Genomic DNA, 7,001 nt, shown 5'->3' on the forward strand with positions numbered 1-7,001 from the left:
CCCTCGATGGAAACACCGCGCACATCGCTGCCATTGGCCAGTTTCAAGAAAGCTCGTTCCGAAATACACATAAAAAAGCCTCTTTTCTTATTTGTTGCGATTACTCATTGGACTCATGTCTTTTTTCTTCATCGTTACAGGGACATATACGGACGTTGATACCACTTTTCTGGTATTTGCGCAAAAGTCTAGCATCGATCTTATCATCTGTCAGAAGAACATCTATCTTTTCTGCTGGCAGAAAACTAGAGGACGATACGCGCTCCAGTTTGGAAGAATCCAGCATGGCTACAATATGCTTGCATCGTTCCAACATGCATTTTTTCAATTCAACTTCATAAATATCGAAGTCTGTCAGCCCTTCTTTCTCTGTAAAGCCATTGGCTGAAACAAATGCAATATCGACATTGAGATGATTCAAAATATCTGCGCCGATTACCCCTTCCACAAAGCCGGATGTTTTGCTGACAAACCCGCCAATGATAACGGTATCCACATTAGGTGCATCCTTAAGATGAAACATTGTATAGATACCATTTGTTACTACCAAAAGCTTATTGAACGGCAATAACTTTTTAGCTAAGGTCAAAGTTGTGGAGCTGGCATCCAACAGTATGCACTGATTATCACGGATATAAGATAATGCAACATTTGCAATTGCTTCCTTTTGCATCTTATGCTGCATTTCACGGCGCTGAAAACGAAAATGATTTGATTCGATATAATCAGGAATCAATACAGCCTCTGATTTTGAACTCTTTTGCTCAACTATTCTGGCTGCACCGCCATGAACCTTCTGGATAAGCCCCTGTCGCGCCATATAATTCAGGTCATTCCGCACAGTCGAAGGCGATGCCCCGAGCAAATCGCAAAGTTCCGTTGTCTTGACAGATCCTTTTTCCATCACAATCTGCTGTATCTTTTCTCTACGGTTTATCGCAAACATAACGTATCCTTTCCAATCTTAGCGGGAAGTTATATAGATTCACACAGAAAATCTATCTTTCTTGATTATTCTACAATAGCTTATCCGAAAAAGGAAGCCAAAAAACGATAAACAACAAAAAAGGAAGGACTATCGCCATATTCAGCGAGTTCCTTCCTCTTTACCGGATTTATCCTTCTGTCGATAAACGCTTCAGGCAGGAACGTATCAATGTATTGAATGGTCCTGCATTCCATGCACTCCGTCCGACAAAAAGTCCATCAATAGAGTCCTGGGCAATGAGCGGTTCCGCATTTTGAGGATTAACGCTGCCACCATACAAGACAGGGATACGGTTGCCAAGTTCACCAAAAAGATCTACTAAGCAAGCTTTGATGACACGATGCTTTTCTTCTGCATACTCGACACTGGCAGGTTTGCCATTGACACCGATTGCCCACACTGGCTCATATGCCACGCGAATTTTGGGCTCACCCTCCAGCAGTTGCTCTGCCATGGCGCTTGTAATACCGTGGAAGCCGGCAATCAGCTGTGTACGCAGCACTTCATCACTTAAGCCATATTCTTTTTCTTCTTCCGTTTCGCCAATGCACAGCAGGGCATCCAGATGATGCTGAATGGCACAGAGCACTTTTTTATTCTCTTCCTGGTCCGTTTCACGGAAAACATGACGCCGTTCCGAATGGCCGATCATGACCATATCCAGCCCCAGTTCATTCAACATCAGCGGACTGATTTCACCCGTAAACTGACCCTGCTCTTCCCATCCCATATTCTGGGCTCCCAGGCGCACCAACGACCGGTTTTCGATTTTTACTGCATCCGGCAGGGAGGTATAGGAAGGAATTACAAAGAGCTCGATCTTGCTGCGGTCCAAATCCTTGGTCAGTTCTGTCAGTTCATTCAGATACGATACAGTATCCTGGATGTTTTTATACATCTTGAGATTGGTCCCAAAATATACTTTATCCATATCTGCCACCTGCCTTAACGTGCATTATCGTATTCGTTAATCGCGTCTACTTTCTTGCCAGAACGCTCGTTATACGTATACTCGCAGGAGAGATAGGCCTCAATCAGATCTTTAGCCAGCATATTGCCCGTCACCTGGCAGCCCAGCGTGATGATATTGCAATCGTTGCTCAGGCAGGCACGCTTGGCGGAATAGATATTGGTAATATTAGCAGCGCGAATGCCTTTTACTTTATTGGCGGCCAGCATGACGCCCAACCCCGTGCCACAGAACAGGATACCGCGATCAAAGTGGCCGGCTGCCACTTCCTCGCCAACTTTAGTTGCTACATGGGCATAGACTACATCTTCACTGCCAAAATCAACAACTTCATGACCAAGTCCTTTTACAAACTCTTTCATTTCCTGTTTGAATGCCTCTGCATTCGGATCGCATCCCATAGCAATCTTCATAATATCATAGCCTTTCTTGTTTGCGTTCATTACTGGATTATGCAAGTTCAGCAGTTTTTTTATCTGGCTTCTTCTGCTTTTCAGCCCGTTTACTGCGGCTGCGGCCAAGATTGATGGCAATCATCTGATAGATGCTGCCAAATTTCGTGCCGAAGCTCTCCTTCGGGAAAATCAAGGCCTCGCCACCATCAACGTAAAGAATGATGGTCTTGGGAGCAACAGCAGCTCTCTCCACCTCTTCCCAGGCATAAAGCCGCGTGTTCTCGCCGCGTTCCACCTGTACGCCTTCCCCATCCACGAATGTGCAATGCATGGTCTGGCGCCACATATCATCTTTCATTGCCCGGCGAGCTTTCCACTTCAGCTGCAAGGGCGTTGCTGCCAGGAAAATAACAGAGCTGACAAAAAAGAAGGCAAGTCCTTTCCCATCGGAATATCCCATCCAATATGAGTAAACACCCAGAATGAAGATGGCAAAGCCGAGAATATTCGTCAAAAAACCACTCAGCTTTGAATACGCATGATAAAGAAAGAAGTCATATACGAGTTCCTCACGGAGCGTCACATCTATCGTTTCCCGCTCAGCGCAGGAAATCCTGTTTTCAACTGCTGCTTCCTGCATAATCAATTCTCACTTTCCAGCTGCCAGACGTACAGCTTTATCATGGGCCCAGCCGCCAGGACCGTAAATACCCATCTGATGATTCATCATATACTTATCAAAGGCTGCCGTAATGAACGGGCAGAGCGCCAGCGTGATAATCGATGCCGTCGCGCACTGTGCCGTAGCCGTAGCAACTTCCGGCAGATAAGTCGGATCAGCTTCACCAACAGCAGCCGGCGTCATTGCGGAGTTCAATGCCGTCGTACCAATAGCAGCACCCATGGCGTTGCGCTCTTTGCGCGGCAGCAGAAGGTTGATAACGAAGAAGAACAGAACTGCCGTAGCAGCGCTGAGGAGGCCGAGGACAAGGCCGCTGGCACCAGCCGTAAGGATGGTAGCAAGATCCGTCTTGGCACCGATGGAAATCGTCATGAAGAACGTAACAATCGGCTGTGCAACTTTGCAGGTCTTACGGAAATCGAGGTCCAGGTTGCCCCAGACAAAGCCTATCAGGAGCGGAATCAATACAGCTACCAGGGTAGCAAGCGGAATATTTGCCAAGCCGGTTGCACCGAGAGCCACCAGCGTGAAGAACGGACCATCATTCAAGGACAGGATGGAAATAGCACCCGTATCGGTCGCATTACCAAACTGAGAGGAAAGAGATATGTACAGCGAACCATTGGAGTTCGTGATCGCCGCAATAAATACGAACGGCGCAATGCCCAGGAAGCCTTCTGGACCGCACAGTTTGCCGACCAAGACGCCAATCAACACGCCGAGCAGGAATTTGACACCTGTCATAATGCAGCCTTTGTAAAGAGGCATACCAACCTGCTTGATATCGATCATAGAGCCGCAAACGATGAGGAAGAAGCCCATCATGCAGGCATTACCATTATAAAATAGTGCTGTTACATAACCACCGATTTGGAAAAACTGCGGGAAAAGTGTTGCAATCACAACGGCGATAACCAAGGGGATGATAACCAGTCCGCCTGGCATATCTGACATCTTTTGCAGAATAGGGATATTCAATCTGCCTTTATCCTTTTTTTCTTCTGCCATTACTGTACGCCTCCTAGTAATGAATAATACTTTTCACGGTTTTCATCAGATTCCGATAAGCAACTGCTTATGCTTTGCGAGATGCTTCGAGCATCAGACGGTCAACGATTTCGATTGCCGAGGAATTCGTACCGGTCAGGCCGCCTTTACCGACAATCGGCATGCCGCCATATTCGCCGATTAAACGGCCGATATCCGTCTGTGGGATGACATAATCCAAAACCTCCAGACATTCAACGCCGAGCATGGCGCAAACGTTGACCATCGTATCGCCGCCGGTCGCATAGATACCAGCAATCTTATCCCGTGAAACTCTTGCCATGATACGGGAAATAATCATGCCCAGACCAGCATTGATCTGATTGGCTGCCGTCCCCTGCTCATAACCGTATTTCCTGTCTTCCTCATCGAGATTCAGCAGGATGCCATGCAACGCCGTTTCAAACAAGATGGAACGAGGCTGTTCATACTGTTCCAGCAGGATGCAGGCTGCATCAACAGCACGATTGACCTCATCCACCGCTGTGCGACCGCCTTCGATGAGAAGTTTCGGATCAACAGGAATCCTCACGTTGCGTTCATCACTCGTCAGAACTTCCATCTGTTTCTTCGTCACCGACGTGGCACTGCCGGCAGCAATCAACACCGTACGATTTTCAACAGGAGGACCAGCTGGGATATTGGGCTTCTCTTCTTGGATAAGACCTCTTACATAAGCAAGTTTCGAAGTAAAGGGACCCGGATCAACAGCCAGGACATTCCAACCGAGTGCAACACAAGCTTTAGCAATCTCCGTTACATCATCAATGCTGATTGCATCGACGACAATAACGCGGCATCCTTCTTTTCTCTTCTTGTCCAGTGCCGTGAGAATCGCTTTTTCGCCATTCAGCACATCTTCCAATTCTACCAGACCGACACGATGTGCAGTTTGCGCTGCTAAAAGACGCGGTACATAATTTTCCGTAACCGGCGTCCGTACATCCTGAGCAACCGGCGTGCGAATCAGAGCCGTACCGTCAATAACGGAGTAACCGCCTACGACAATGCGCCGCGACTGCGGCATGGCCGGTACGACTACCGCAACGGAATCCTCACCGATTTCATCCAGCATGGAGTCAATCTCAAAGCCGATGCCGCCGCGCAGCGTCGTATCAATGCGCTTCGTAAAGTAGCGAACCCCCATCTTCTTCATGGCAACAGTCGCATCATGTACAAAGCCCTGAGCTTTGCCTTTCGGCAGAGCGCGACTGTTCGTACTGATGACGATAGCATCCAGCTTCAGGTCCCGTTCTTCACGAAGAGCTGCTTCTGCAGAGAAATACGCAACCGTCTTCGCTCCCGAACGTGCCAGCAGCACGCCGGTCGTTGTTGCACCAGTCAAATCATCTGCAACTACACCAATAAGTGGCATGTCATGTCCCCCTTTTCCATACACATGCATAAAACAGCAAACAACTTATTCCATTACTTCTTATTGCTCCGTTCGTGTTTGAGAACGGCATATTCCGCACAAACTTTTGTCGATTCAATCAGGCTGACGCAATTGGCAATGCCTTTGCCGGCAATATCGAAAGCCGTACCATGATCCACCGAGCCACGAATGAAGGGCAGGCCCCAGGTAATCGTTACAGCCTTCTCAAAGTCCAGCGTCTTGCAGGCGATATGCCCCTGATCGTGATACATCGAGAGAATGGCGTTGAACTTGCCGGATTTGCCAATGTTGAAGATGGAATCTGCAGGGATAGGACCAACCGCATCAATACCCTCAGCCTGTGCAGCTTTAACGGCCGGAATAATCTCATCAATCTCCTCACGTCCGAACAGGCCATTGTCGCCATTATGCGGATTGATACCAGCTACCGCGATAACCGGACGCTCAATGCCAACACCTTTCAGTTCTTTATTGATATTCCGGATGAAATCAAGCACAACATCCTTCGTTGCAAAATGTACAGCATCAATCAGTGACAAGTGGCGGCTGACAAAGAATACTCTGAGCTTATGGCAGGAGAACATCGTCAGTGCATACGGCGAATGCGTGGCATGCTGATAAATTTCCGTATGTCCCGGCTCTTTCACACCGATCAGCTTAATCGCCTGCTTGTTGATTGGCGACGTCGAAACGGCATCTACCTTGCCGGCCATACCCAGTTCAATCGATTTCATAATCCAATCGATAGCCATCTGACCAGCCAGCTTCTGTACCTTGCCCCATTCGATAGAAGCATCATCATACGGTCCCGTTTCCAGGATATCGATTGTGCCGAGCTCATATTTGGCTTCTGCCGGATCAGATATCTTATTGATTTTAATATCTTTCTTCAGGACATCCGCCGCACGCTGAAGAATATACGCACTGCCAATAACAAAAGGCTTGCAGCAATCTGCGATTTCCTGACTCAGCATCGTACCAACAACAATTTCCGGTCCGATACCGGCTGGATCACCCATTGTAATTGCCATAACCGGTTTAAAATCTGACTGCATTTAACCCACCCCTTCATGAAACGACTATCATATCTTATTCTTTTCCGCACGCTTTCGCAATGCTTTGTTATCGTTTTCAATCTTATATTATCATATAAGATTATAGTTGTCTAGTTTTTATTGCTTATATTTACGCTTTATAATTTTATTTTGTTGTTTATTATCGTTATTGCAAAAAACAACTCGTATAGATGGTATAAACATAAAAAGAAAGGACATCCCGGGAAGGATATCCTTTCTTTGTGGAATCGATTATTTTGTCGAGTCCATACCATGCCACAGACTATCAGCTGCAGAGCACGCTCGTATCGAGGCTCGTAAAGCCGGCGAGGAGTTTTTCCACCTCTTTGACGATCTCGGCCACGCCGCCGCGCTTGCGGCTCTCGACGTTGAGCGGCATCTGCGGGTCATGCAGCGACATGCGCAGGAGTGCCCAGCCGTTCGGGAACACGAGGCGCACGCCTTCAT

7 protein-coding genes and 1 pseudogene are annotated in these 7,001 nt (G+C 47.6%); all 8 read right to left on the reverse strand.

Annotated features, from left to right (window positions below; all coding sequences use genetic code 11):
- Window positions 1-100 precede the first annotated feature (100 nt).
- On the reverse strand, window positions 101-946 hold the full coding sequence (locus DWX75_RS11660; protein WP_118016483.1) for a DeoR/GlpR family DNA-binding transcription regulator: 846 nt from the start codon (window positions 944-946) through the stop codon (window positions 101-103).
- A 169-nt stretch (window positions 947-1,115) separates the two neighbouring features.
- Window positions 1,116-1,919 (reverse strand): triose-phosphate isomerase, encoded by an 804-nt coding sequence (locus DWX75_RS11665; protein WP_118016484.1) that lies wholly within the window; start codon window positions 1,917-1,919, stop codon window positions 1,116-1,118.
- 14 nt (window positions 1,920-1,933) lie between these two features.
- Entirely contained in the window at window positions 1,934-2,371 is a 438-nt protein-coding gene (locus DWX75_RS11670) for an RpiB/LacA/LacB family sugar-phosphate isomerase (protein WP_118016485.1), read from the reverse strand.
- A 37-nt stretch (window positions 2,372-2,408) separates the two neighbouring features.
- Window positions 2,409-2,993, reverse strand: coding sequence for a YcxB family protein (locus DWX75_RS11675; RefSeq protein ID WP_147671620.1), 585 nt, complete (start codon window positions 2,991-2,993; stop codon window positions 2,409-2,411).
- A 9-nt stretch (window positions 2,994-3,002) separates the two neighbouring features.
- Window positions 3,003-4,043 (reverse strand): 2-keto-3-deoxygluconate permease, encoded by a 1,041-nt coding sequence (locus tag DWX75_RS11680; RefSeq protein WP_118016487.1) that lies wholly within the window; start codon window positions 4,041-4,043, stop codon window positions 3,003-3,005.
- 67 nt (window positions 4,044-4,110) lie between these two features.
- Window positions 4,111-5,457: a four-carbon acid sugar kinase family protein gene (locus DWX75_RS11685; protein WP_118016488.1), complete on the reverse strand. Its 1,347-nt coding sequence runs from the start codon at window positions 5,455-5,457 to the stop codon at window positions 4,111-4,113.
- A 53-nt stretch (window positions 5,458-5,510) separates the two neighbouring features.
- Window positions 5,511-6,533, reverse strand: a complete 1,023-nt coding sequence (gene pdxA / locus DWX75_RS11690; protein WP_118016489.1) for a 4-hydroxythreonine-4-phosphate dehydrogenase PdxA — start codon at window positions 6,531-6,533, stop codon at window positions 5,511-5,513.
- 286 nt (window positions 6,534-6,819) lie between these two features.
- A pseudogene (locus DWX75_RS12255) lies at window positions 6,820-7,001 on the reverse strand (phosphomannomutase/phosphoglucomutase); the annotation flags it as partial.

Source organism: Mitsuokella sp. AF21-1AC (assembly GCF_003458855.1).
Taxonomy (GTDB): domain Bacteria; phylum Bacillota; class Negativicutes; order Selenomonadales; family Selenomonadaceae; genus Mitsuokella.

Excerpts from the sequence above, each read along its gene's own strand:
- DWX75_RS11670 (WP_118016485.1), bottom strand. The coding sequence starts at position 2,371 with ATGAAGATTGCTATGGGATGCGATCCGAATGCAGAGGCATTCAAACAG.
- DWX75_RS11685 (WP_118016488.1), bottom strand. The coding sequence starts at position 5,457 with ATGCCACTTATTGGTGTAGTTGCAGATGATTTGACTGGTGCAACAACG.
- DWX75_RS11680 (WP_118016487.1), bottom strand. The coding sequence starts at position 4,043 with ATGGCAGAAGAAAAAAAGGATAAAGGCAGATTGAATATCCCTATTCTG.
- DWX75_RS11675 (WP_147671620.1), bottom strand. The coding sequence starts at position 2,993 with ATGCAGGAAGCAGCAGTTGAAAACAGGATTTCCTGCGCTGAGCGGGAA.
- DWX75_RS11665 (WP_118016484.1), bottom strand. The coding sequence starts at position 1,919 with ATGGATAAAGTATATTTTGGGACCAATCTCAAGATGTATAAAAACATC.
- pdxA (WP_118016489.1), bottom strand. The coding sequence starts at position 6,533 with ATGCAGTCAGATTTTAAACCGGTTATGGCAATTACAATGGGTGATCCA.
- DWX75_RS11660 (WP_118016483.1), bottom strand. The coding sequence starts at position 946 with ATGTTTGCGATAAACCGTAGAGAAAAGATACAGCAGATTGTGATGGAA.